This window comes from Ligilactobacillus pabuli (assembly GCF_022836475.1).
GTDB lineage: Bacteria > Bacillota > Bacilli > Lactobacillales > Lactobacillaceae > Ligilactobacillus > Ligilactobacillus pabuli.
The window spans coordinates 55,088-81,685 of record NZ_BQXH01000010.1; the positions used below are offsets into that span (position 1 = coordinate 55,088).

At 44.2% G+C, this 26,598-nt stretch carries 18 protein-coding genes and 1 other annotated feature (1 of these 19 running past the window's edge); of the genes, 12 read left to right on the forward strand and 6 right to left on the reverse strand.

The genetic code is table 11. The features are described 5' to 3' along the window. Positions 1-84: a binding site (T-box leader), on the forward strand (it extends 142 nt beyond the left edge of the window). A 214-nt stretch (positions 85-298) separates the two neighbouring features. From LPAF129_RS06275 to LPAF129_RS06300, 6 genes are all read left to right on the forward strand, one after another. Further along, entirely contained in the window at positions 299-1,342 is a 1,044-nt protein-coding gene (locus LPAF129_RS06275) for a methionine ABC transporter ATP-binding protein (protein ID WP_244055306.1), read from the forward strand. Next, positions 1,335-2,021: a methionine ABC transporter permease gene (locus LPAF129_RS06280; protein ID WP_244055307.1), complete on the forward strand. Its 687-nt coding sequence runs from the start codon at positions 1,335-1,337 to the stop codon at positions 2,019-2,021. The genes LPAF129_RS06275 and LPAF129_RS06280 overlap by 8 nt, the downstream gene beginning before the upstream one ends. A gap of 41 nt (positions 2,022-2,062) precedes the next feature. Continuing rightward, positions 2,063-2,896 carry a MetQ/NlpA family ABC transporter substrate-binding protein gene (locus tag LPAF129_RS06285; protein ID WP_244055308.1) on the forward strand — a complete coding sequence of 278 codons (834 nt, stop codon included), beginning with the start codon at positions 2,063-2,065 and terminating at the stop codon, positions 2,894-2,896. Positions 2,897-3,914: 1,018 nt separating this feature from the next. After that, entirely contained in the window at positions 3,915-5,279 is a 1,365-nt protein-coding gene (locus tag LPAF129_RS06290; RefSeq protein WP_244055309.1) for a hemolysin family protein, read from the forward strand. Positions 5,280-5,393: 114 nt separating this feature from the next. Beyond that, positions 5,394-6,182 (forward strand): tyrosine-protein phosphatase, encoded by a 789-nt coding sequence (locus LPAF129_RS06295; RefSeq protein ID WP_244055310.1) that lies wholly within the window; start codon positions 5,394-5,396, stop codon positions 6,180-6,182. A gap of 9 nt (positions 6,183-6,191) precedes the next feature. Beyond that, complete coding sequence (locus tag LPAF129_RS06300; protein ID WP_244055311.1) at positions 6,192-6,701, forward strand: methylated-DNA--[protein]-cysteine S-methyltransferase; 510 nt, start codon at positions 6,192-6,194, stop codon at positions 6,699-6,701. 62 nt (positions 6,702-6,763) lie between these two features. Here LPAF129_RS06300 and LPAF129_RS06305 read toward each other — a convergent pair whose 3' ends face one another. Then, on the reverse strand, positions 6,764-7,600 hold the full coding sequence (locus LPAF129_RS06305; RefSeq protein WP_244055312.1) for an undecaprenyl-diphosphate phosphatase: 837 nt from the start codon (positions 7,598-7,600) through the stop codon (positions 6,764-6,766). Positions 7,601-7,932: 332 nt separating this feature from the next. Further along, positions 7,933-9,213 carry a phosphopyruvate hydratase gene (gene eno, locus LPAF129_RS06310; protein ID WP_244055313.1) on the reverse strand — a complete coding sequence of 427 codons (1,281 nt, stop codon included), beginning with the start codon at positions 9,211-9,213 and terminating at the stop codon, positions 7,933-7,935. Between the two features lie 1,164 nt (positions 9,214-10,377). On the opposite strand from eno, the gene LPAF129_RS06315 reads away from it, so the two are divergent. Both LPAF129_RS06315 and LPAF129_RS06320 read left to right on the forward strand, forming a co-directional pair. Then, positions 10,378-12,594, forward strand: coding sequence for an alpha-galactosidase (locus tag LPAF129_RS06315; RefSeq protein ID WP_244055314.1), 2,217 nt, complete (start codon positions 10,378-10,380; stop codon positions 12,592-12,594). Between the two features lie 146 nt (positions 12,595-12,740). Next, complete coding sequence (locus LPAF129_RS06320; protein WP_244055315.1) at positions 12,741-14,237, forward strand: amidase family protein; 1,497 nt, start codon at positions 12,741-12,743, stop codon at positions 14,235-14,237. 289 nt (positions 14,238-14,526) lie between these two features. On the opposite strand, the gene ndk is transcribed toward LPAF129_RS06320, so the two are convergent. Next, positions 14,527-14,961 carry a nucleoside-diphosphate kinase gene (gene ndk, locus LPAF129_RS06325; RefSeq protein ID WP_244055316.1) on the reverse strand — a complete coding sequence of 145 codons (435 nt, stop codon included), beginning with the start codon at positions 14,959-14,961 and terminating at the stop codon, positions 14,527-14,529. A 949-nt stretch (positions 14,962-15,910) separates the two neighbouring features. Between ndk and LPAF129_RS06330 the strand changes: the two genes are divergently transcribed. The 3 genes from LPAF129_RS06330 to guaB all read left to right on the forward strand — a co-directional run bounded on the left by LPAF129_RS06330 (position 15,911) and on the right by guaB (position 21,230). Continuing rightward, positions 15,911-16,330, forward strand: coding sequence for a (deoxy)nucleoside triphosphate pyrophosphohydrolase (locus tag LPAF129_RS06330; RefSeq protein ID WP_244055317.1), 420 nt, complete (start codon positions 15,911-15,913; stop codon positions 16,328-16,330). Beyond that, positions 16,323-19,217, forward strand: coding sequence for a DEAD/DEAH box helicase (locus LPAF129_RS06335; RefSeq protein ID WP_244055318.1), 2,895 nt, complete (start codon positions 16,323-16,325; stop codon positions 19,215-19,217). Before LPAF129_RS06330 ends, LPAF129_RS06335 begins: the two co-directional genes overlap by 8 nt. Positions 19,218-19,742: 525 nt before the next feature. Beyond that, positions 19,743-21,230: an IMP dehydrogenase gene (gene guaB, locus LPAF129_RS06340; RefSeq protein ID WP_244055319.1), complete on the forward strand. Its 1,488-nt coding sequence runs from the start codon at positions 19,743-19,745 to the stop codon at positions 21,228-21,230. Positions 21,231-22,211: 981 nt separating this feature from the next. Here the strand turns inward: guaB and mscL are convergent. Continuing rightward, complete coding sequence (gene mscL, locus LPAF129_RS06345; protein ID WP_244055320.1) at positions 22,212-22,637, reverse strand: large-conductance mechanosensitive channel protein MscL; 426 nt, start codon at positions 22,635-22,637, stop codon at positions 22,212-22,214. A 732-nt stretch (positions 22,638-23,369) separates the two neighbouring features. Between mscL and LPAF129_RS06350 the strand changes: the two genes are divergently transcribed. After that, entirely contained in the window at positions 23,370-24,020 is a 651-nt protein-coding gene (locus tag LPAF129_RS06350) for a LysM peptidoglycan-binding domain-containing protein (RefSeq protein ID WP_244055321.1), read from the forward strand. Between the two features lie 390 nt (positions 24,021-24,410). Here the strand turns inward: LPAF129_RS06350 and LPAF129_RS06355 are convergent, their stop codons facing one another. Next, the gene (locus LPAF129_RS06355) at positions 24,411-25,289 is read right to left on the reverse strand and encodes a VOC family protein (protein WP_244055322.1); all 879 of its coding nucleotides are present in this window, start codon (positions 25,287-25,289) and stop codon (positions 24,411-24,413) included. A 31-nt stretch (positions 25,290-25,320) separates the two neighbouring features. Beyond that, positions 25,321-25,959 carry an alpha/beta hydrolase gene (locus LPAF129_RS06360; protein WP_244055323.1) on the reverse strand — a complete coding sequence of 213 codons (639 nt, stop codon included), beginning with the start codon at positions 25,957-25,959 and terminating at the stop codon, positions 25,321-25,323. Positions 25,960-26,598 lie beyond the last annotated feature (639 nt).

Below are 26,598 nucleotides of genomic sequence, written 5' to 3' on the forward strand. Positions count from 1 at the left end.
ATCATCACGGTCTTGTTAGAGACTAAGAGGCTGTTATTGAAGATAATAGCAATTAAGGTGGTACCACGGGTTTTCGTCCTTTGTAAGAAAGGATGAGGCCCGTGTTTTTTTATACACAGAGCGGAGCCAGTCGGGAGGACTCGAGCACTAGCAGAGACTGGCCTTTAATGTGGTTTCGGCATTGAAGGCTGGTCTGGGCTAGGCGGAAAGTCCTGACTGGAGAAGCTCGACTAAAATGCACAAGGTAAAGTAAACCAGATAGGATCACAGAATTTACATAAGAAAGCAGGATAGGTCAATGATTGAATTTAAAAATATTTCGAAAACCTTCCAAACTAAGGAAGGAGAAGTCAAAGCCGTTCAAGACGTTAGTTTGAAGATCAATAGCGGCGAAGTATACGGCATTGTTGGTTTTTCCGGAGCTGGGAAGAGTACGTTAGTCCGGATGCTGAATGGCTTGGAAACACCAACGTCAGGGGAAGTTTTGATCGACGGCACCCGCATCGACCAATTAAGCGGTGAGAAGTTACGGACCCAACGGAAAAAAATTGGGATGATCTTCCAACATTTTAACTTGTTATGGTCACGAACAGTGATAGAGAATATTATGTTCCCGCTGGAATTAAGCAAGTTATCAAAAAAGGAACGCCTTGAAAAAGCTCAAAAATTAGCGGAATTAGTTGGTTTGGGTGACAGATTACACTCCTATCCCGCACAGTTATCTGGTGGGCAAAAGCAACGGGTCGGGATCGCCCGGGCCTTGGCGAATGATCCTGATATCTTAATTTCAGATGAAGCGACGAGTGCGCTAGATCCGCAAACGACCGATGAAGTCTTAGAATTATTAGACAAAATTAATCAACAGATGAATTTGACAATTGTGATCATCACCCATGAAATGCACGTGATCCGTCGTTTGGCCAACTCAGTGGCTGTAATGGAAGACGGCAAGCTAATCGAAAAAGGACCTGTATCGCAAGTCTTCACTGCTCCACAAGAAGAGCTGACAAAACGCTTTGTTAATTCCGAAGTTGATCAAAGTCAAACACCGGACATTCAAAAGATTACGGCAGACCTAATCAAAAAGTATCCAAATGGCAAGATCATTTCTCTGAAATTTCACGGTGACCAGGTTAAATTACCGATCGTTACAGAGATGATCCGGGAGTTTCCAAATTTGACGATGAGTATTTTGGAAGGTTCGATCCATCAAATTGGTGACCAGCAGGGTGCGATTGGAACGCTATTTGTTCAACTATTAGGGGATGCACATGAAATTGAGGAAGCTTTGAACTTCTTGAACAAAATGCGAGTAGAAACGAAGGTGATCAATAATGGGTAATCAAGGATTAGCTTCATATTTTAAATTTAGTAACGTTAACTGGCCCAATGTTTGGACAGCTGCTTGGGAAACATTATGGATGACGGTCTTATCCGTTGTGGTTGTGGCAGTTTTAGGAATCTTATTGGGATTATTGTTATATCAAACTGACGGAAGTAAAAATCCTGCAGTTCGAGTTTTAAACTGGATCGTCAGTTTTTTCGTGAACGTCTTTCGGTCAATTCCTTTCATTATCTTGATCGTCTTGTTGCTGCCAGTAACTCAAGTTGTGGTTGGAGCGATTACGGGTGCGAAAGCTGCGATTCCATCGCTGGTTGTTTCAGCGGCACCGTTTTATGCACGTTTGGTTCAAATTGCACTGAATGATGTTGATGGCGGCGTGATCGAAGCCGCCTATGCGATGGGGGCTAGCAGTTGGCAAGTGATTTGGAAAGTCTTGATTCCAGAAAGTTTGCCAGCGTTAATTTCAGGAATTACGGTGACGGCAATTTCATTGATCGGTTATACCGCGATGGCGGGGGCAATTGGTGCCGGTGGTTTGGGACAGTTGGCATATACCGACGGTTTCCAATCTTACAACAATGCAATTACCTTAGCTGCCACGGTCGTGATCGTTGCAATTGTGTTTGTTTTCCAATTTGTCGGAGATATTATTACCAAGAAAGTTGATAAACGTTAATTAAGTTTAGTAATTTAACAAAAAAATAGGAGTTGAATATTATGAAAAAGAACCGTTTAGGAAGTTTAGCAGCAATCGTCGCTGCCAGTGCTTTATTACTAGTAGGCTGTGGGTCCAAGTCCAGTGACAATGCAGTTCAGAAAACAACCACGATCACAGTGGGAGCTTCTTCAACGCCACATGCCAAGATTTTGGAACACGTGAAGCCGCAGTTGAAAAAAGAAGGCATTGATTTAAAGGTCAAAGTTTTTGATGATTATGTAATGCCAAACAAAGCGTTAGCTTCCAAAGAACTTGACGCTAATTATTTCCAGCATAAACCATTTTTAAACAACTGGAATAAAAAGAATAATGGAACGTTGGTCAATGCTGGCGGAGTTCATTTGGAACCAATTGGTGTCTACTCCCAGAAATATAAGAATTTGAAAGATTTACCAGCCAATTCAACTGTCTTAGTTTCAAGTAGTGTGGCTGATTATGGCCGAGTTTTACAAATCTTTAAAGACGCTGGTTTGATCACAGTTAAAAAAGGTGTCAACATGGAAACTGCCAATTTTGATGATATTGCAACCAACAAGAAGCATCTGAAGTTTAAGCATACTTATGAACCTAAGTTAATGCCTAAACTTTATGAAGCAAATGAAGCTGCAGCTACAGTGATCAACGCTAACTATGCTGTTCAAGCTGGCTTAGATCCACAAAAAGACAGTATAGCTTTGGAAAAGAAATCTTCTCCATATGTAAATATTGTGGCTGTGCGCAAGGGTGATACTAAGAAAGCAGCAATTAAGAAATTAATGAAGGCTTTACAATCAAAGGACACCCAAGACTGGATCAAGAAAGAATATAAGGGCGGAGTTTTACCAGCCAAATAAACACAGAGCGGAGCAAAGCGGTTAGCTTCTGAGCATATCGGAGACCGGCCTTTAATGTGGCTTTGGCATTGAAGGGTGGTCTTGGATAGGCGGAAGAAGCTGCTTTGCGGAGCTCGACTAAAAACACAGAGTGGAGCACCCCGGTTAGAAGGTGAGCACTAACAGGCTTCCAGCCATAATGCGTATTAGGCATTGTGGCTGAAAGCAGGTTAGGCGGAATCTTCTGGGGTGAGTAACTCGACTAAAAACACAGAGTGGAGTGAAACGGGAGAAAGCGAGCACCATCGGAACCCAGGAGTTAATGCGTTTTCGGCATTGACCCTGAGTTTGGATGGGCGGAACTTTCTGTTTCACGGAGCTCGACTATGAACACAGAGTGGAGCACCCCGGTTAGAAGGTGAGCACTAACAAGCTTCCAGACATAATGCGCATTAGGCATTGTGACTGAAAGCAGGTTAGGCGGAATCTTCTGGGGTGAGTAACTCGACTATCAAAAGATTGTTGCAGTTAAAGCAGCAGTCTTTTTATTTTGCTGCAATGTCGGGGGATCAAAGCTAATTTGGTGGAACTGGCGTTAGTAAAGCGGGATACGAACGTTAATTTGCCAAAACGACGTCCGCAAAGTGAAATGCGATCGCTGTTTCGTCAAAACGACGTCCGCAACCGCAAATGCGACCGCTGTTTCGTTAAAACGACGTCGGTAACCACAAATACGGCCGCTGTTTCCCTCAAACAACGGTTGCAACTGCCAATTCAAATGCTGATCCACCAAAACAAGGTCAATAACTGCAAAATTCGCCCCCGCCTATACCCCAAAACGTCAGTTAAGTTGCAAGGCAGCTCTGCTCAAACTAACCTGCCAACAAATACTAGCTGAAGAACTAGCGTGTTGGCTGTCTGTTTGACTGGACAAAATTTGTTGAGCCTTCAGCAGTTAAGTTCCTATATAATTTAAGCAAAAGGTGCTATGATAAGATTATAGAAAAATTTATGAACTTTAGAAATGAGGAATGACTGAATGTCTAGTGGTCAAGCGATCACGAATTTGATCATCGTTGTAGTTGTATTCTTTTTTGCGGCGTTTTTCGTGGCGTCTGAATTTGCCATTGTTACAATTCGGAAAAGTGCGATCGAAAGCGCACTCGAGAATAAATCTGGTAATGAACGGAAATTAAAATTGGCGTTACAAATGGTCAATAAGATGAATGAGTATCTGTCAACGACCCAGGTTGGGGTTTCGTTAACAGGGATCATTTTAGGGTGGATCGGGGCTGATTCATTAACCAAGCTCTTCTCAGATTTATTTGCTGTCTTGCCAGTTAGTCATGCGACGGCAGTATCCATCAGTGCGATCTTAGGGGTCGTTTTGTTGACTTACTTGGAAGTGGTTATCACAGAAATCGTGCCTAAGAACATTAGTATCGATATGCCAATGAATATGATGATGTTTATCGTCACTCCGTTGCATTATTTCCATATCGCCTTTTATCCGTTTGTGTGGTTGTTAAACATTTCCGCTACTGGTTTGGTCCGGTTGATTGGATTGAAGCCTGCTGGTGAAGACGAAGATGTCTTGTCGCAAAATGAAATCTTGAATATTTCGAAAAACGCCGTGACAGGCGGATCGATCGACCGAAATGATTATCTTTATATGGAACGGGCCTTTGAATTTAATGATAAAGTCGCCAAGGATATCATGGTCGACCGGACTAGTTTGACTGTGGTCGATGTGACACAAACTGTCGATGAAGTCAGCAGCTTATATTTGCAGGAGAAATTTAGCCGTTTCCCAGTCGTTGCGAATAACGATAAGGATAAGATCTTAGGCTATGTTTATATTTACGATTTAGTGCGGCAAGCACGGATCGACGGGTCAGTCCGGGTCGCGAAGTTAATGCGGACCTTAAGTACTGCACCGGAAGTAACACCAATTCAGAATTTGTTAAAACAAATGATTCAAAAACATGTGCCGATGGTCGTGATTTTGGATGAATATGGCGGGACCAGTGGGATCGTGACTGACCGTGATATTTACGAAGAACTATTTGGTACCGTTAAAGATGAGGCCGACGATGTGTCAGCTGATGATATTATTGAAAATAACGATGGCACCTACAGTGTTTCAGGGAAGACGACACTGTATGACTTTGAACGTTATTTTGATTTTAAAGATAAATATTTCCAGGAGTCCGAATCGGTGACGGTGGCGGGTTATCTCTTGGAAAATTATAAGATCACGCTGGGCAGTGAGTTTCAAATCGGCCAGTTAAACATTAAAGTAACTGAGTTTAACCGTAACTATATTGAGTGGATGACCGTTGAGAAATTGCCAGAAAAAACTGAGACAGAAACTGACGAAAGTTCGGAAACTCCGACAGAGTAGTTTAGTGAGTGACAGTTAATGCGCAAATAAAAGACGGGAGCATAGCAGCTGCCCGTCTTTTTTTTAACTATGACCAATGTTTAGAGAGCAGGCCGACTGAAAGGGTGACTTGAATTGGAAAATAAAAGAATGCTAGCAGTGAAATTTGGGGTTAATTTTCGTGAAATGGGTGGGTATCCAACTAAAACTGGTCAGCTGACCCGGTGGCGTAAGCTGCTTCGAAGTGGAAATTTAGGCGAGCTGACGGACCAGGATGTTAATTATTTGCAAGACTATGGTTTGAAATATATTGTCGATTTGCGGTCAGAATCGGAGTCAGGCTATTTTCCTGATAAAGTTCCCGCTGGTGCGCAATACTACAATTTGTCAGTCTATCCATTCGCATCCTCATTATTCCAAAACTTAGGTGTGGCGGGTTCGATGAAGTTGCACAGTCAAGACTTATCCTTTGTGGATGAGTCCTACGCTCAGATGTTGGCGGATCCGCATGCCCAGCACGTTTTTCGGAACTTGTTCCAGTTACTCTTACAAAATGACCAGGTAGATGAAAGTCTAGTGTTTCACTGTGCCGCGGGAAAAGACCGGACAGGAGTCGGCGGCTTTTTGATCTTAAATGCCCTGCAGGTGAAACCAGACGCGATTTTAAAGGATTATTTGTTGACGAACCTGTACTATTCCAATGCATCGGTGGACATGATCGACGGGATCTTGACCGATGATGATCAGGACAGTTTGGCGAATGCTTTAAACTCTAATTTGGCAGTTGCCAGCGAAAACTTTGACGTCCTCTACCATACGGCCAATGCGATTTCGGGTTCGGTGGAAAATTACCTGCAAGACAAGATGAAGCTGTCGGACCGTGATTTGGAAAAATTGAATCGCTTGTATTTGCAAGACAAATAGGAGGGCGCGATGATCCATTTGCAAAAGTATCACTCGCCACTGGGAATGTTATTGTTGGCCAGTGACCAGGAGGGACTGGTCGGGTGCTGGTTTGAAGACCAGCAGTATTATGCGGCGGGAATCAAGGACCAGCCGTCCCAGGAAGTTTCGGACCCGATTTTGCAAGCAGCGGTGGAATGGTTGGACCAGTATTTTGCGGGAAAACACCCAGACACCGACACTGTGAGTTTGACAGCACACGTCACTGAGTTTCGTCAGCGCGTTTTACAGGCGTTGCAGGCAGTAGGAGAAGGCCAGACGATTTCTTACCGAGAGTTAGCGGCGCAGGTAGTTGGTCAAGCGAATGCGAACCGCTATGCGCGAGCGGTTGCCGGAGCAGTGGGACATAACCCGCTCAGCTTGTTTATCCCCTGTCATCGGGTCGTTGGCAGCGATGGTGCACTAACTGGATATGCCGGCGGCCTGTGGCGAAAAGAAGCCCTGTTGAAGTTTGAACAACAGTCGCAGCCAAGGGATTGATATCAATTAACGTCAAAAAGGACTTGCCCACATTTGAAGGCAAGTCCTTTTAATTTTGCTTCTTAAAAAATTAGGAGGTTAACACCAATCACTAACACACCTAAAACGATCCGATACCAGCCAAAGGCCTTGAAGTCGTTGTTTTTAATGTAATTCATTAAGAAACGAATTGACAAGTAAGCCACTACGAAGGAAACGACCATACCGACTAACAAGATCAAGCCTTGTTCGCCGCCCATCGTGCTGCCATGACTAAAGAACTTCACGATCTTTAGTAAGGAAGCCCCAAACATGGTTGGAATTGCCAAGAAGAATGAAAATTCAGTCCCAACATAGCGGGAAGCACCAATCAAGATGGCTCCTAAAATCGTTGCACCTGAACGTGAAGTCCCAGGAATCAAAGATAAGACCTGGAACATCCCGATAAATAGGGCGATGCTGTAAGGCAGGGTATCTAGGTTAGAGTATCTGGCATGCAAGTCAGTGTGATTTTTCTTGTTGTGGTTTTCCACTAAGATAAATAAGATCCCATAGATGATCAGTGTGGCTGAAACAACCGCCCAGTTCATCAAATGTTCGTCCATCCAGTCGTTTAACGGCAAGCCGATAATTGCGGAAGGCAAAATAGCGACGATCACTTTAAACCACAGGCTCCAGGTGTTTTTCTTTTCCCGGCTCGTCTTTTTTGGAGAGAGGGGGTTTAGTTTGTGGAAGTACAAAACGACCACTGCCAAGATGGCACCCAACTGGATCACGACGTTAAACATATCCGTGAATTCCTTGGGTTGTTGCATTTTGATGAATTCATCCACCAAAACCAAATGGCCCGTTGAACTGATCGGCAGAAATTCTGTAATTCCTTCAACGATGCCAAGAATGATTGATTTAATAATATCCAAAAGAAATTGATCCTTTCCTGCGTGAAATATGTACGCTTGTTGTTAGTAACAAAAACTATCATAGCTATTTTTTGGACGTTGTTCAAGTTTGAAACTAAATTTTATGAAATTTTCATGATTTATAGCAAAAAAAGAACCACAATGCCAAAAACGCATTGCAGTTCTTTTACCAGTTAGTGCTCATTTTTTAAACGCTATTATTAGTCGAGTTCCGTGCAGCAAAAGATTCCGCCTAACAATAAAAGAACCACAATGCTAAAAACGCATTGCAGTTCTTTTACCAGTTAGTGCTCGTCTTTTAAACGCTGCACTACACTCTGTTATTTTATTTATTAGTCAAAGTCAACACTGTGTGGGAAACGTGCAACAGGTGCTGTATTTTTGAGTTCTTCTTCGATCCGGAGAAGTTGGTTGTACTTTTCAACACGTTCTGAACGTGCCATAGCACCAGTCTTAATTTCGCCAGATTCTGTGGCAACAGCGAAGTCAGCGATGAATGTATCGCCAGTTTCACCAGAACGATGTGACATCATAACTGTCCAGCCGTTCTTCTTAGCCATGCGAATTGTTTGCAATGTTTCTGAAACTGTACCGATTTGGTTCAGTTTGATCAAGACAGCGTTACCGCAGCCTTTCTTGATGGCTTCACGAACGATTGCAGGGTTTGTAACAACTAAGTCATCGTCAACGATTTGAACTTTGTCGCCAACAGCTGCAGTGAACTTAGCGTAGTTTTCCCAGTCGTCTTCGCCAAATGGATCTTCGATAGAAATGATTGGGTATTTGTCAACTAAACCTTCGTAATACTTGATCATTTCATCAGGAGTTTTTTCTGTTCCTTCGAATTTGTAGTTACCAGTTTCATGGTCGTAGAATTCTGAGGAAGCAGGGTCCAAAGCAATAGCAATTTCTTCGCCTGGTTCGTAGCCAGCTTGTTTGATAGCTGCGACAAGCATTTCGATTGCTTCTTCAGTTGAGCTCAAACGAGGAGCGAATCCACCTTCGTCACCCAAGCCTGTTTCGTAACCTTTTTCAGCCAAAACGCTCTTCAATGTATGGTAAACATTAGCGATTTTTTCGATACCGTCACGGAATGATTCTTTCTTTACTGGAGAAATCATGAATTCCTGTGTGTCGATACCTGAATCGGCATGCTTCCCACCGTTGATAACGTTATGGAATGATTGAGGTAATTCTGCATGTGTACCACCAAGGTAACGGTATAAAGGAATACCTTCATAGTTAGCAGCGGCACGGCAGTTAGCCATTGAGACACCCAAGATAGCGTTGGCGCCCAAACGACCCTTGTTTTCTGTACCATCAAGGTCGATCATGATTTGATCAACATTTGCTTGGTTAAGTGGGTCAACACCATGCAAAGCGTCATTGATTTCAGTATTTACATTTTCAACAGCCTTCAAAACACCTTTACCTTGAAGACGGTCGCCACCATCACGTAATTCAACAGCTTCTCTTTCACCTGTAGAAGCACCTGATGGAACAGCAGCGCGACCCATTGTGCCGTCTGACAAAATGACATCGGCCTCAACGGTTGGGTTGCCACGGGAATCAAAAATTTCACGAGCAATAACCTTTTCAATATAAACAGACATTAATAAGCTCCTCTCTTTCATGTGAAACTGGGTTTAGCAATTTCACTGATCCAAGAAAATTTTTTTGATGAATTCACTGACATTCATCCACGTCATTATTTTATCTTTTTTTACGAGTAAAAACAAGCAAAATATGTGAATTTACATGCAAATGGGCTAATGTTTTCATTAGTTTTCAGAAAATAACGCTTACATAGTTTTCAAAAAATTCTAACTTTGTGGAAGGATTGTTCATCTAACGGTAATTTGGGCAAATTGTAGTTACTATCGTGCATACTTAAACAAATTCTTTAGTAATTTGTTAAGGAAGCGGCTGCCTGGGTAATTTGTTCGAACCGGAAATATTGTTTCAGGAGACTCTGTTTTTTGAATTTAGAGATTCTCCGACTGGCTTTTTTAGTTGAGCTCCACAAAGCAGCTTCTTTCGCTTATCCAAGTCCAACCTTCAATCCCGAAACCGTATTAAAGACCGGCCACCGATATGCTCGGGAGCTAACCGCTTTGCTCCGCTCTGTGAAGCAAATGAGCTGAAATGTTGACCGCTTACAGTTTTCTCTATAACATATTTGAAAAGAAACTTTGGAATAAATCGTTATGCTGGTAGATGGTTACGATAAGATTTGTTGAACTTTTGGAAGGGGACCCCACACTGTGTTTTTAGTCGAGCTGCGTGAAACAGAAAGTTCCGCCCATCTAAACCCAGGGTCAATGCCGAAACCGCATTAACTCCTGGGTCCCGATGGTGCTCGTGTTCTCCCGGTTTGCTCCGCTCTGTGTTTTTTAGTCGAGCTACTCAAACCAGAACTTTCCGCCCATCCAAACCCAGGGTCAATGCTAAAACCGCATTAACTCCTGGGTCCCGATGGTGCTCGAGTTCTCCCGGTTTGCTCCGCTCTGTGTTTTAGTCGAGCTGCTTGAGGCAAGAGATTCCGCTTATCCCGACCTAACCTTCAATGCCGAAATCGCATTAAAGGCAGGTCGCAATAATGCTCGTCTCTTAACCGCCTCACTCCGCTCTGTGTTTTAGTCGAGCTCCGTGAAACAGAAAACTCCGCCTATCCAAGCCTAACCTTCAATGCCGAAGACGCATTCAAGGCCAGGCTCCGATAGTGCTCATTTTCTCCCGTTTCACTCCGCTCTGTTTTTAAATAGGAGGTATTTCTAATGGGAAAAACATCCGCAAAATCAAGTTTGATCGAAGTTAGTTCGCAGCCGTTAACTTTTCATTTGCATAATTCTCAGGTCAGCTATGTCTTGGGAGTCGAAAATGAAAAAATTCTGGCACACCATTACTATGGTAAGGCAGTTGAACATTATTCTAATTTACGCCGCTATCCGCGCTTGATGCGACATTTTGCCCCCAGTCCTGAAGAAATAGAGACCCGGGACTTTTCCTTAAGCACCTTACCACAAGAATTTCCCGGAGCTGGAGGGGCTGATTACCGTGAACCGGGCATCGTCGTCCAGTTTCCCAATGGCTCTCGGACCGTTAATTTCACCTATGATTCCTACACGATCACAGCTGGCAAACCGCAGCTCACTGGCTTACCCGCAACATTTGCCCAGGAAGATGAAGCACAGACGTTAACAGTCAAATTGGTTGAAAACGATGCGCACTTGGAACTTGATTTGTCTTACACGATTTTTCGTGATTTACCAGTGATCACGCGTAGTAGTCGGGTCAAGAATTTAACCGACCAGCCAGTGCAAATTGAGCGCCTAGTTTCATTTAGCTTGGACTCGCCGGATAATGAGTTAAATTTGCTGCAGCTAAATGGACGGTATGCCCAAGAAAGAAACGTGACGATTGAACCACTGAACACCGGAATCAAAATCTTGGACTCCAAACGCAGAGCTTCAGGCCATACGCAAAATCCGTTTTGTGCACTGGTTGACCCGCATACCACGGAATTTTCTGGTGAAGTTTTTGGCTTTGCGTTGATTTATAGTGGAAGTCATAAATCGGTGATTCAAATGGACGGCTATAACCAGGTCCGCGTTCAAATGGGAATCAACGACCAGAACTTTGAGTGGTGGCTGGAACCGCAACAGTCATTTCAATCACCCGAAGCAGTCTTAGTATATAGTGATCACGGTTTAAATGCGATGTCGCAAAGTTTGCATGACTTATTCTTGAACAATTTGATGAAAAGCAAGTATGCGCACCAAACTCGGCCAATTTTGTTGAATAATTGGGAGGCTACCTATTTCAACTTTGATGAAAAAAAGCTCCAAGAGATTATTTCATCGTCTCATGAACTAGGAATCGAAATGTTTGTGCTCGACGATGGCTGGTTTGGTGAACGAGATGCGGCTAACAGCTCACTGGGAGATTGGGTCGTTGACCGTAAGAAACTGCCAAATGGATTAAAACCTCTGAGTGATTATTGTCATCAGTTGGATATGAAATTTGGCTTATGGTTCGAGCCGGAAATGATTTCTGTCAAATCTAAACTCTATCAAGCTCATCCCGATTGGGTCTTGGAGGTCCCAGGACAACTGCGTTCGATCGACCGCAGTCAGTTCGTACTGAATTTAGGCAGGGCGGAAGTTCGTGCTTATTTGCTGGAACGAATGTCTTATATCATTGACCATGCTGAACTCGACTATCTCAAATGGGATATGAACCGCAACTTAACTGAAGTCTATGATGCCCAGCTTTCGGCTTCGGAGCAAGGAGAGGTCGCTCACCGTTATATTTTAGGCTTGTATGCTCTCTTAGAAAGTTTAACGGATAAATATCCTGAGATTTTGTTTGAAAGCTGTTCAGGGGGTGGCGGGCGTTATGACGCCGGAATGCTCTATTATATGCCGCAAACCTGGACATCTGATAATACTGATGCGATCGCACGGTTGAAGATCCAGTACGGAACTAGCTTAGTTTATCCGGTCGTTTCGATGGGGGCGCACGTTTCCGCAGTACCGAATAAGCAGACTGGGCGAATGACATCACTGAAAACTAGAGGGTTAGTTGCTTCAAGCGGTAATTTAGGTTATGAGCTGAACCCCTTGGACCTGTTGGAAAATGAACGGCAAGAAATCAAACTGCAAGTCAAGTGGTATCAGGCTCACCGCCGGTTGATCCAATTTGGCAAGTTTTACCGTTTACAAAATCCATTTGAAACTACCCGCACAGCTTGGATGTTTGTTTCAGATGATCGAAAAGAAGCAGTTGCGATGTACTTTGATATTTTTTCAGAGGCTTCTACGCCATTACACATGTTGAATTTTGTCGGTTTAGAACCGAAACAGAAGTATAGTGTGAATGGCGAATATACTGCTTATGGCAGCGAACTGATGCAGATCGGGATTTATCCGTTACTGCAAAATGAAGGTGATTTTGCTAGTGCTGTTTTTGAATTGAAAGCTGTTGAGGAATAGTTTAATAGCAGCAGATAAATTTAATAGTCGTTCAACAGTCGTTCAAAGTTAGTAATTGTTGGACGGCTGTTTTGGGTAAACATAACTGGCAGAATTTGCGGGGAGAGTTTGCTATAATAAAAGAAAAAAGAGAGCGGAGGCACAAGATGGATTTTAATAAGGAAGATTTTTTCAAACAAATCTCAGACGCTAATTTGCCCCAGGAACAAAAAGAAATGTACTGGAAAATGTTAGATGAAGATTTTTTAGCAACTTTTCGGGACGTCATGGAATATTCACCGGTGTTAACCGTGAAAGCAACTGGCAAACGCAGCTATCAGGAGCGTCCGTTTGCGGATGACAAATCTAATGCCTGGTACGTTAAAACTCAAGTTGAACATGCAGCGAGCGGACCATTACTAGGTAAAACATTTGCAGTTAAGGATAATATTACGGTCGCTGATGTGCCGATGCAAATTGGGACCAAGCTGCTCAACGGCTACCAACCACAGGCGGATGCGACAGTCATCACTCGTTTGTTAACTGCTGGAGCTGACTTAGTTGGTAAGGCAGTTAGTGAAAATCTGTTTGTTGCTGGCAGCAGCTTTTCGGCGGACACTGGTTTAGTTCAAAATCCACGTTTACCAGGCTATTCAGCTGGCGGTTCATCTAGTGGGTCGGCTGCTTTGGTTGCCGGAGGAGAAGTCGATTTCGCCTTGGGCTGTGATCAAACGGGTTCGATCCGGATCCCCGCTTCCTGGTGCGGTATTTATGGCTTTAAACCATCCCGTGGAGTTGTGCCCTACACAGGAATCGGGTCAGTTGACCAGTTATTAGATTATGTGGGACCAATGTCTAAAACGATGGATAATATTGTTTTAGCGATGGATGCCCTGGCTGGTCCGGATGGTTTGGATAGCCGTCAAGCAGAAATGGAGCAGACTTTTGAGTTTGCGCACAACTTGTCGACAGATCTGCAAGGTAAAAAAATTGGCTTAGTTCGGGAATGTTTTGGATTGAAACGCTCGGAAAAGGTCGTTGATCAAACGGTTCGGGCAAATATTTTGGCCTTTGAAAAACTGGGAGCGACAGTCGAAGAAATCTCCATCCCAGAATTTGATGAAGCGCGGACGGTGGTCGATACGCTCAACACGATCTCAACTTACCGCCAGTTGATCAAGGCGGGCGGCAGCAGTATCGGCAGCGGTAATTACTACCCAGTCGATCTCAGTGAGGCTCTTAACCATCAGTTGTTGCCGGAAAATTACACGCAACTGCCGCCAATTGTCCAAGTCTTAGTGTATAGCGGAATGTTGGCTGATCATTCGCCAATTGACTATTACGGTCGGGCACAGAACTTGTTGATCGATTTAAAAGAGAAGTTTGCCCAAGTGATGGAACACTACGACATTTTGGCAATGCCGGCCACACCATTTACAGCGACCAAACTGCCAGACTTGGATGGACCGCTGCCGGAACTGGTCACGGGCTCGATGGGAATGGATACCAACCTGGGAGTTTTCAATGCCTTAGGGTATCCGGCAATTTCGGTACCATGTAAGTTTAGTGATTATGACAAGCCAATTGGCATGCAACTGGTGGGAGCATATGGGGCGGATCAAACCGTGCTGAATTTTGCCCAGGCATACGAAGATATGCAATAAAAATAGAGTGGAGTGAAACGGGAGAAAATGAGCACTATCGGAGCCTGGCCTTTAATGCGCTTTCGGCATTGAAGGTTGGGCTTGGATAGGCGGAGTTTTCTGTTTCAAGTAGCTCGACTAAAAACACAGAGCGAAGTGAGGCGTTTAAGAGACGAGCATGATCGTGACCTGGCCTTTAATGCTCTTTTGGCATTTAAGGTTGGGTCGGGATAAGCGGAATCTCTTGCCTCAAGTAGCTCGACTAAAAAAACGATCCTCATTTGTACATGAAGGCCGTTTTTTTGCTGGCTTAAGGTTGTGGAATTAGTTCGGGAAACCAGAGTCTAATTTCTTTTTCAGCGTTTTGTGGATTATCGGAACTATGGATGACGTTGCGTAAAATTCCATCGTCAAACATGCGGCCAAAGTCGCCCCGGATCGTACCGGGTGCCGCTTGATTAGGACTGGTGTCGCCGGCCAAGGTATGGATCCCCTTGATGACGCGCGAACCGCTGGCGATGATTGCCACGATCGGTCCTTCTAGCATATAGTGTTCAATTTCGGAAAAGTAAGGTTTGTCCACTTTTTCGACGTAGTGTTTCTTCAGTAATTCAGGTGTAGCCATTGTGACCTTCAAGCCATCGATCGAATAACCTTTGTCTTCGATCCGTGTGATGATCTGCCCAATATGATGAGCTTTGACGCCGTCCGGTTTGATCAAGATCAATGTTCGTTCTGTTGCCATGTCTTGTGACCCCCATGAGATTATTTGAAATACCTAACACCTTGATGATAAGCAATTTTAGTGCAAAAGAAAAGCAAAACGCTGTCTAAAATTTGTGGAAGGTGTCAGTAAGCTGAAATGCGATCGCTGTTTTGTCGAAACGACGTTGGCAAATGGAAATACGGACGCTGTTTTCCTAAAACAATGGTTGCAAGTTGAAATGCGATCGCTGTTTTGTCGAAACGACGTTGGCAAATGGAAATACGGACGCTGTTTTCCTAAAACAACGGTTGCAAGTTGAAATGCGAACGCTGTTTGCCTAAAACGGCGTTCGCAAATAGAAATGTGGCCGTTGTTTTGCCGAAATAACGTCAGCAAATGGAAAAGCTCCCCTTACTTTTACGAAACAGGTGTGGCAAATGAGGTAGCCCCCTCTGTTTTTGTGAAACAGGTGTAGCAAACGAGATAGCTCCCTCTGTTTTTGGAAAACGGGTGTAGCAAATGGGATAGCTCCCTCTGTTTTGGTGAAACAGGTGTAGCAAACGAGAAAGCTCCCTCTGTTTTTGGAAAACAGGTGTAGCAAACGAGAAAGCTCCCTCTGTTTTTGGAAAACAGGTGTAGCAAATGGAAAAGCTCCCCTTGTTTTTGCGAAACAGGTGTAGCAAACGAGATAGCCGTCCCTAGTTTGCAAAAGTAGGGCCATGAATCGTAATAGCTGGCACTAGTTGGTCAAAGTAGAACCGGCAATCGTTCTTCGCAGCACTGAGCGTTCCCGCCAATCCGCCAAAATAAGACTGTGTGGCATAGCGAGGACTATCCGCCAGCTACACCAGTGTGCACCACCATTTAGCAGTAAAAGCCGCATTTTGCAGATGCCAGTCCCCACTCTTGTTGGTCTATCTGGTATGATAAAGAGAAAGATGATTGTCCGGAAATTTGACGAAGCGAAAGCATTGATTGGAGGAAACTAATGAAACCTGAACAAAATATTGTGGCAGCTGTCTTGATCGAAGATGGCCGAATTTTGACCGGCCGGCGTCAAGCTCACCGGGTGGGCGGCGGCTATTATGAATTTCCCGGCGGTAAGATCGAGCCGGGCGAAACTGCCCAACAGGCTATTAAACGTGAAATTAAAGAAGAACTAGGCGACGAAATTGTTTTAGGGCCGCAGTTGCCGGTCCCTGGCGATTACGAATACAGTTATGCGAAGATCCACATTCAGTTTTTCTGTGCCAAACTGCTGACACAGAATCTGGAGCACGAGGCGCACACTGAATTTCAGTGGGGGACCCCGGCAGAATTAGCGCAATTACAATGGCTGCCAGCGAGTCGCCCGGCTTTGGAATGGTTGGAACAGCAGGATTTGAGGAAGATTGAATTTGATGAATGAAAATCAGGAATTACAACAGGCTGTTTTGCATGGCCTATTAAATCAACAGCAGTATGCCGGTAATGAAATGTTGGCACCTAAATTACTGGTCAATGACGAGCATGGGACCATTTGGGAACATTTACTGGATGAATTTGAAAAGTGCCAGTCCTTTAGTATCGCCGTGGCATTTATCACGCAAGACATGTTGACACCCTTTAAAGCGGTCATGAGCGAATTGGCGGCCAGAAATGTCAGCGGGAACTTGCTGACCTCAGATTACCTTGGCTTTAACGCGCCGGAGATGTTTGCGGAATTGCTGAAAATCCCCAACTTAAGTGTGAAAATTACTGAAGTGAGCGGCTTTCATACCAAAGGCTACATGTTTGATAATGGCGACCAACAAACTATGATTGTCGGAAGTGCTAACTTGACACGCTCGGCAATGTTGAGCAACTATGAGTGGAACTTGCGGTTGACTTCCACTAGCGATGGAGCCTTATTCCAACAGGTTTCTCAGCAGTTTAAGCGTCAGTGGCAAACGGCTGGAGAACTAACGACAGACTGGCTGGCCGATTATGCGGCGAACTATGTCAAACCAGAATGGCGTCCCCACCAAGTGAGTGGAACTAAAAAAGTTCCGGCTGCCCACCCTAAAATTACGCCGAACCACATGCAGGAACAAGCCCTGGCTAATTTGGCAGAGTTGCGGCAAAAAGAGGCGCGCCGTGCGTTGTTGATCTCAGCGACAGGGACGGGGAAAACGTACTTGGGTGCCTTTGATGTGCAGGCATTTGCGCCCCGCCGCTTTCTGTTTGTCGTCCATCGTGAGCAAATTTTGGAAGCGGCCAGAGATTCGTTTCGGAATGTTTTAGGCGGACCAGCAACGGATTTTGGCTTGCTTTCTGGGAACATGCACCAAAAAGATGCGAAGTATTTATTTGCGACGATCCAAACCATCAGCAAGCCAGAAGTGCTGCAGCAGTTTGACCCGCAGGAATTCGACTATCTGATGATCGACGAAGCTCATCGCAGTGGGGCGGCCAGCTATCAGCGACTGCTTGCTTACTTCGAACCCCAATTTACGTTAGGCATGACAGCTACGCCGGAACGGACAGATGAATTTGATGTCTTCAAATTATTTGACCATAACATTGCCTACGAAGTGCGCTTACAGCAGGCGTTGGCCGAAGACATGCTGTGTCCCTTTCATTATATCGGGGTCACTGACTATGAAGCGGACGGTGAACTGATCGACGAAACTTCAACTTTGAGCCGGCTGGTTTCGCCGCAACGGGTCCAGTACATTTTGCAGCAGTTGGATTATTATGGCGATTCCAGCCACGCACCGCATGGGTTGATTTTTTGCAGTCGGCAAGATGAAGCCGTTGAATTAGCGGAGTTGTTGACGGCTCGCCATCACCCGAGTCAAGCTTTGACTAACCAACAAACGATCAGCCAGCGAGATCAAGCAGTTGCCCGGTTGGAACAAGGTGAGCTGGAATATTTGGTAACTGTGAATATCTTTAATGAAGGAATCGACATTCCTTGTGTTGACCAGGTGATTTTACTGCGCAACACTCAGTCGAGCATTGTCTTTATCCAGCAGTTAGGGCGGGGGTTACGGAAGTATCCCGGCAAAGATTACGTGACAGTGCTTGATTTTATTGGCAACTATAAAAATAATTACCTGATTCCGCTGGCTTTGCATGATGACCACTCCAGCAGTAAAGACCGTGCCAAACGAGAGCTGGCTTTCAAACCGATCTTAGGTTTGTCGACGATCAGTTTTAGTCCAATTGCGAAAGAACGGATCTTTGCGGCGCTAGATGCCGTGAAGCTTGATAGTCTGCGTGAGCTAAAGGCGGCGTTTGCTGCGGGCAAACAACGACTGGGACGGGCACCGCTGCTGTGTGATTATTTGGCACAAGATTCGCTGGATCCACGGGTCTTTTTGACTAATTCGCGGGTGGAAAACTACGCGCAATTTTTGGCAAAGGTCCGTGAACCCGTCGAATTGACGACCTACCAGGACCAATTATTGACATTCGTGTCGCAGGAGTTAGCACTTGGTAAACGGCCACATGAGTTAATTTTGTTGACCATGCTTTTACGACAGCAAACAGTTTCGGAAGAGGAATTACTGGGCGTTTTTGAAGAAAAAGGGTACTACTACAATGCGCAGCTGTTGAATTCACTCGACTTGATTTTAGGCCTCGACTTTTTTGCCATTAAATCTGGGAAGAAACTCAAAGCTGACGATTACGGCGGTCAAGCCTTGGTGGACCACGACGGCTTTAACTACCAGCTCGCTCCAGCTTTTCAGGCTGCCCTGACTGATGCACCCGACTTTTCACGCCTGTTGAATGATGCGCTCGAATGCGGGTTAAAGCTGAGTGAAGCATACGACAACACGCAACAATTTACCTTGTACAGACGCTACACTCGCAAAGATGTTTGTCGGCTGTTAAACTGGGATAAAGATCTCAGCGCGCCGATGTACGGCTACTGGGTCGGTGAGCAGGAGTGTCCGATTTTTATTACCTATCGAAAAGATGAAAAAGTCATGACCAGCCGCAACTACCAGAATTCGCTGGCCAACAATACGGCGATCCGCTGGTATACGCGCAGTCCGCGCTCGCTGGAGTCGGCGGAAGTTCAACGTTTATTGGCAGTCAAAGCAAATGGTACGCCGCAGGTCAAGCTGCATATTTTTGCCAAACGCAGTGATTCTGAGGGCAAGGGGTACACCTATTTGGGGCCGGCGACGATCGACCGCAATACTGTGGCAGAGGAAACGATGCCGACTGACCGGCCGAAACCTAAAAGGGTGGTGGGAATGAATCTCAAGTTTACTCACCCGTTGCCTTATCACGAACTAAAGTATTTGACTGGTAATCAAGATTAGAAATAACCTAACAATTTAGCCAATTTTAGGTTGATTCACATTGAAAAACGAAATCTTTGCAGAAATTAATTGAAATAGTTAACTTTTTTATGAAAAATGTCTAAGAAAGCTTGCAAAGGTTAGTTTTTTTTTGTACATTAGAAAACAATATAAAAAAACAGGGCGAAGTGAGGCGCCTAAGAGACGAGAATTATCGTGACCTAATCTTTAATGCGTCTTTGGCATTGAAGGTTGGGTTGGGATAAGCGGAATCTCTTGCCTCACGTAGCCCGACTAAAAAAATAGGGCGAAGCAAACCGGGAGGACTCGAGCACTAGTGGAGACTAGTCTTTAATGCGTTTTCGGCATTGAAGGCTGGTCTTGACTAGGCGGAAAGTCCTGGTTTGAACAACCCGACTAAAAACAGGGCGAAGTGAGGCGGGTGTCAATGCCTGACTCAACATCGGACTTTGTTGAATAATTTAAGTTGATCAAGTCGCTACAAAAGGGCTTATTTGATGCAAAAAAAGAAAAGGAGCGTTTTTGATGTCTAACTGGGAGACAAAATTTGCCAAAAAAGGTTTAACATTTGATGATGTATTATTGATTCCGGCTGAAAGCCACGTATTGCCGAATGAAGTTGATTTAGGTGTGCAGCTCGCACCGAACTTGAAGTTAAACGTTCCGATCATTAGTGCAGGAATGGATACGGTCACTGAATCGCAGATGGCGATCGCGATGGCAAGACAAGGCGGCATGGGTGTCATTCATAAAAATATGACAATTGAAGCCCAAGCAGATGCAGTCCGCAAGGTCAAACGTTCTGAAAGCGGCGTGATCATCGACCCATTCTATTTGACACCACAAGACACAGTTGGTCAGGCAGAAGAATTGATGAATCGTTACCGGATCAGCGGTGTGCCGATCGTTGAAACAATGGAAAACAAGCTATTCTGTGGGATCATTACTAACCGTGACACTCGTTTCGTCAGTGATCCTAAAGTTGCGATCGCAGATGTAATGACTAAGGAAAACTTAGTTACAGCCAATGAAGGCACTTCTTTAGATGAAGCTGAAAACATCTTGCAAAGCAATAAAATTGAAAAATTGCCGATCGTGGATGAAGCAGGTCGTTTGTCAGGCTTGATCACAATCAAAGATATTGAAAAAGTCGTTGAATATCCTAACTCAGCTAAGGACGCTCATGGTCGTTTGTTAGTCGCAGCTGCCGTTGGGGTGACAAGTGATACCTTCGAACGTGCTTCTGCTTTACTCGATGCCGGTGCCGATGCTTTGGTTATCGATACGGCGCATGGTCATTCAGCTGGCGTTTTGCGTAAAATTGCTGAGATCCGGGCTAAGTTCCCAGAAGCAACATTGATTGCCGGTAACGTGGCTACTGGTGCCGCAACTAAAGCTTTGTATGATGCTGGTGTTGACGTAGTTAAAGTCGGTATCGGACCTGGTTCGATCTGTACAACTCGTGTCGTTGCCGGTGTGGGTGTGCCTCAGGTTACAGCCATTTATGATGCAGCAGAAGTTGCGCGTCAATATGGTAAGAAGATCATTGCCGATGGCGGAATCAAATACTCTGGTGATATCGTTAAAGCTTTGGCAGCTGGTGGTAGCGCAGTAATGCTTGGTTCAATGTTAGCCGGGACGGATGAAGCCCCAGGCGAAACTGTCATTTATCAGGGACGTCGTTTCAAGACTTACCGCGGCATGGGCAGCATGAGCGCCATGGATTCAACTCATGGTTCAGCTGACCGTTACTTCCAAAGCGGCGTTAACGAAGCTAACAAGTTGGTTCCTGAAGGAATTGAAGGTCAAGTTGCTTATAAGGGCAAGGTTGGCGACGTAGTTTACCAGATGTTGGGCGGCTTACGTTCAGGAATGGGTTACGTTGGCGCACCAAACATCCAAGCTTTGGCTGATGACGCACAATTTGTTCAAATTACGGGTGCTGGTTTGGTAGAATCTCATCCACATGATGTTCAAATTACAAAAGAAGCACCAAACTACTCCAGAAACTAAAACAGAGCGGAGTGAAACGGGAGAAAGTGAGCATTAGCAGAGACAGGCCTTTAATGCGTTTTAGGCATTGAAGGTCGGGCTTGGCTAAGCGGAGCTTTCTGTTTCACGGAGCTCGACTAAAACAGAGCGGAAAACTCGCTTATTTATAGAAGAGATTTCTTTCTATAATATAGTACAAAAAATGACATCGTCCTTTTTCTCAAATGTGAGGAAGCGGGGCGGTGTTATTTTTTTGGATTAAATTTAGGCTGGAAATAGAATTGCCACACCTGTTTTGGCGAAAGGGGTGTGGCAAATGAGATAGCTCCCCTTGTTTTAGCGAAACGGGTGTAGCAAATGGGATAGCTCCCCTTGTTTTAACGAAACGGGTGTAGCAAATGAGATAGCTCCCCTTGTTTTAACGAAACAGGTGTGGCAAATGGAATAGCTCCCCTTGTTTTAGCGAAACAGGTGTAGCAAATGAAATAGCTCCCCTTGTTTTAGCGAAAGGGGTGTAGCAAATGAGATAGCTCCCCTTGTTTTAGCAAAAGGGGTGTAGCAAATGAGATAGCTCCCCTTGTTTTAGCGAAAGGGGTGTAGCAAATGAGATAGCTCCCCTTGTTTTGGTGAAACAGGTGTAGCAAATGAGATAGCTGCCTTTGTTTTGGTGAAACAGTGTCAGCAATCCCGATAGCCGGTCCTGTTTTGGGCAAGTGGGACCAAATCACAATCGCCGGTCCAAGTTTTGAAAAGTAGGATCAGCTATCCCACTAACGACCGGAATCGTCTGTCAGCCAGGCGGCCAAGCACTGAGCGACTCCACTCGCCCGAAATCTGCTTCACCGTGGCTAAGCCTGTTTCTAAGTCCCAATCCACCTGCACAGTGTTCCACCATTTTACAGGCAGTGGGGGGCTGACAGTTAAAAAATAACAAAAACCTACTATAGAAGTAGACAAAAAATCCCAGCCGGTTTTAACACCGGTTGGGATCTTTAAATTTAGTTATTTATCAAGTGGATCTGTTTCGCTGGCTTCCAAACGGGCAGCTTCTTCTTCAGCCGCAGCTTTTTCAGGGGCTAAAGCATTTCTGATATCAGTCAGCAATGCAATTTGTTCATCGACTGCTTCTTCTTCCTCTTTCTTAGGCATTAACTTATTAACGGCCTTAACGATCAAGAAGACGATGAAAGCAATGATGAGGAAGCTGATGATCGAGTTAATGAATGACCCAAACTTGAATTTGGCATCCCCGACTTTGAAAACCCAGTCGGAAAAGTCGATCCCACCAATAAATAGTCCAATTAACGGGTTGATCAAGTAGTCAACTAATGAATTAACAATGGCTGTAAATGCACTACCAATAATGACACCGACTGCTAGATCCAACACGTTACCTTGGGCAATAAACTCTTTAAATTCCTTTAACATAGATATAACACCTCTTTCAAATTATGTACGACATTTATTATAGCTATTCTTGATCAAGATAGAAAATAATCTGCTTGAAATTTTCAGAAATTCGCCGTTATTTGTCTTTTTGACTGAAAAATTCTGAAATTCCAGTGGAAAAAAAGTGGTTGAGTGGGCAAATTTATCCTGGACCAAAAATCACTTTTTTTGAGCTGCAAAAAATTTACGCGAATTATTACTACTAAAAAGACTGATTAGAATAGGGCAGACGGCTCTTATTTTACGATAAGCTGAAAAATTACAATAAAGTTACATCAACCCGGAATTAGGGGTTAAAAAATTCAAAAAAGTGCCGATTTAGGAAAAATTCAAAAAAAGTTGCAGATTTTCAAAAAAGTTTGTTTTTTTACGCTGACAAAAACGGGCATTTTGTCATATAAAAATTAGGCAGGTCTCAGTGTGATTAAATTGGGCTTCAGTCCCGATTTAGCACCCTAGTTTTTTAACACAAATATTACAAAATATTACAGATGTAACATAATGTGACGAAAGACCCCGTTTTACGTTAAGGAACTGCAATGTTGTTGCAACATTAAATTCATATACTAGTCATCGTCAGTTCAGGAGATGAACTAGAATCCATTGAGACAAACAGATCAAACACACGGTTTGAGTTTGTCACAGCTCAAAATCAATTTTTCAATATTGATAGAGTTGATAGCCAAATACACACAGGAGTGAATATTTTTTATGAATTTTAAGCAGACATTACTTACAGTTACAGCAGCCGCAGGTTTATTCGCAGCCGGATCACTTGCAGCCAACGCCGATACAGTCACAGTTAAAGCTGGTGACACAGTTTCAGGTATTGCTTTGGCACATCACACAACAGTTAAAGCTATCGAAAAAGCTAACAAATTAGCTGACGTTAACTTTATCTTGCCTGGCCAAAAGCTGGAAATCGACAAGAAGGGTAATGTTAAGGTTGTTGAACAACCACAAACACAAGCAGTTGCTCAAGCACCTGTTCAACAGCAAGTACCACAACAAGCACCTGTACAACAGGCTGCTCAACCAGCTCAGCACTACCAAGCACCAGTTCAGCAACAAGCAGCACCTGTTAGACATGCCGCATCAACTAACAACTCTGGTTCTACTAAGGATCAATTCTTAGCTAATGGTGGTACAGAAGCATTGTGGAATACAGTGGTTATGCCTGAATCAGGTGGTAATCCAAATGCTACATCATCAACTGGTTACCGTGGTTTAGGCCAAACCAAAGAAGGCTGGGGAAGTGGTAGCGTTGCTAATCAAACTCAAGGTTTGGTAAACTATGCAAACTCACGTTATGGCTCAGTTCAAAAGGCCGTACAATTCCATCAAAGTAACGGTTGGTGGTAATCTAGACAATTTTCGATGTTTCTGATTTAAAGGGAGCAGAGAAGTTGCCTTGAGAATTAACTAGCAAATAATTAACTGAGATCTTGGACTTTTCAATAAAGTTCAGGGTCTCTTTTTTTGCTTAAACAAGCAGTTTGAACAACGCATGCAGGTTGTGGGGCAAAATGATGTTATTAAACGCCAAATAAGGCTGGTTTTAGCCCGAATAGGTCAAAACCAGTTAATCATTCGTTAACGGGTTTATTTTCTTTAAAATGGCTTTTAAGAGCTAAATTACCTGTGAGCCTTCGAAAAATAATTTTTGTGAAAAAAACAGCTCCCAGGAAGACGAAACTAAGCATCTTTCTGGGAGCTGTGATTGTGTTTAAATTTTAGTTATTAGCGAGAGCTTTAAGCCTGAGGTTGTAATTCAAAATGACCAGTGATACCACTTGGATCAGTAAACCAAATTTCACCGTTGTTTGTTCGTTTGAAAGACAGCTGCTTATCAGTCATGTGAGCGGCGATCCGGTCTAATTCAGCTTGAGCTGGAACGTAAAAGCTGTAGTACTTCAAGCCAATTTCATCATCGGCTAAAGTAGGGGCATCTTTACTCATCCAAGTATTGGCACCAATGTGATGGTGGTAGCCGCCTGTTGCGAGGAAGCGGGCAGCGTCACCAAAGTTAAATTTCAGCGATAGGCCTAAAACTTGAGTGTAAAAGTCTGTGGTTGTATCAACGTTGGAGACACTCAAGTGAATGTGGCCGACCATCGAATCGTCTGGGAAACCATTCCACTTCTGGTCTGCCGCCTTTAAGACACCTTCAACGTCCATTTCTAAGGTGTCACTAGGAATTTCACCATCTTCGTTGATGGTCCATTCAGAACGCGGCTTGTCATGGTAGACTTCAATCCCATTACCTTCGGGGTCAGTCAAATAGAGGGCTTCGCTGTAGATATGATCGGCAGCACCGCTCATTGGGGCGTTGCTGGCAACATAGTGGATCAAGGCGTTCCCTAAATCTTTTCTGCTAGGCAAAAGGAAAGCAGTGTGATACAGGCCGGTCTTTTGTTGGCTGGGACGGTGGGCGTCAGTTTTTAGTAAATATAACAGCGGTGTGTTTCCAGCGCCGAGTGTGGCTGTTTGACCATCGTTTGCCAGCAGTTTGAGCCCGATGATCTGGGTATAAAAGGCGACCATGTAGTCAAGGTTCATCACTTTTAAAGCGACGTTGCCTGGGTGTGTTTTTTCATTTAATTGAAATTCTGGAATAATTGCATTTGCCATTGATAAAGATCCTTTCTCTTCTAGTTAATACTTAGTGATTTTGATTTTCGGCCAGGACGTCGCGCAAAGTTTGCGGGGCGATCCCGTGACCGACTTGATATTCATGATAGTGAACGTGACTAAAATGTTGGCTGAAAATTTCGTTCAGATGACGGCCAACTTCCGGGTGAAACAGCGGGTCAAGCAGTCCTTGCGAAATGAAGATCCGTGGACTCTGATGCTGACCACTTAAGTCCGAAGTTAACTGGGCTTCAATAAATTGAGGCAGCCGACCGCTAAATAATTCAACTTGGTCAAATAAATCCGGGTAGGCCGTAACTAAACCAGTCCCCAAAATTGCACCTTGACTGAAGCCAAGATAGTGTAAGGGGTGGTCATTTAGACCTTCTTGCGCTAATAGTTCGCAGATAAAGTCGTGGACGTTTTTTACGGTCGAACCGATCGTATCTTGTTCGGCGCTGGTCCCGCGCACGAAGTCCGTCTTAAAGAACATATAGCCTTGTTGGAAGGGTAAGTCGCCTTGGACTGAGATTTGGATCTCAGTTGGTGCGATTTCGTCTAAAACTGGCTGTAAGTCGTGATAGTCAGTTCCCATTCCATGTAAAGCAATTGCGACTGGAGTAGCTGCGTCCCAGTTTTCTGGGTAATTTAAGCGATATAAGTATTTCATGATGTCACCTTCCCGAAATTTAATTGATACTATAAAGATATCACACTTACTAAAAGTAAGCAAATATTATTTTTGATTTTGTTAGCAGAAGAAACAAAGAGAGTTGCTCGTTTTCGGGAAAACTGCTTTGACAAATGAGCAGGGGAGACTGAACTTTGAATAAGACCGCTGTACACGTAACTATCGCAATTTTATGTGTACAGAACCTGCTGTACACATGACTATCGCAAACTTCTGTCTACAGAACACGCTGTAGACATGACTATCGCAAACTTCTGTCTACAGAACCTGCTGTACACATGACTATCGCAAACTTCTGTCTACAGAACCTGCTGTAGACATGACTATCGCAAACTTCTGTCTACAGAACCTGCTGTAGACATAACTATCGCAAACTAATGTGTACCAAACTGTGACAAAGTTTAGTACAAAACCTTAGCTTACGTACCAAACTATTGGAAAGTTTAGTACAAAAAACAATTGGTTAGTATCTAAACGGGCCCGGGAGCTCAGCACTTTATTAGTCGAGCTACGTGAGGCAAGAGATTCCGCTTATCCTAACCAGACCTTCAATGCCGAAAACGCATTAAAGTCCTGTTCACGATAATGTTCGTCTTTTAAACGCCTCACTTCGCTCTG